Annotated in this window: 1 pseudogene; it reads right to left on the reverse strand. The window is 40.1% G+C overall.

Features of this window, described 5'->3' with window-relative positions:
• Positions 1-621: pseudogene (locus tag ACS8FC_RS18835) on the reverse strand (hypothetical protein); the annotation flags it as partial.

The following is a 621-nucleotide window of genomic DNA, read 5'->3' on the forward strand; positions in this document are numbered from 1 at the left end:
TGCATAGCTTGGCTGATATGGTGAAAGTATCACTTTCGTAGTATCTTTTTCAGCATCGATATTAACACTCAAGCTATTCACACAGGTTGCATTACCTGGACCAAACGGGCTAGCATCTGCGATCCAAGGGCTGAATAAGGTATCACCAACGATATCCAAGTCACCATCCAAATATGGTAGTGAATAGTTCAGGCTTTGGGTATTTTCACTACCATTTAGGAAAGTTGATGCATCGAATCTGACTTTTACCCAGTTTGAATAGCGGATAGGATAGCGAACTTGGAAATCAGCACGTCCTTCTGCGTCAGTGATAAAAGAATAGCCGTCATCAGCAAATGTTCCACCAATAATAGCAACTGGGTTAATGGTATCCAGTACACCATTGTTATTTACATCATCGTCATTATCCAAGATGTAATTATACTCTGGACTGTCTTCACTCGTAATCCAGTTAGATTGTAATAATACGATAGATTTTTCAGAGAACGTTTGAGGTTCTGGCGTACTGATATTGCCTTCTCCATCTATCGTATTGGCACCTTGATATGAGGTATTACTATCTAGTAGACATACGCGGCCTTGTGCATATTCTACTGCATAAGACTTGATGGATACCTCTTT

This window comes from Psychrobacter sp. 1Y4 (assembly GCF_051847555.1).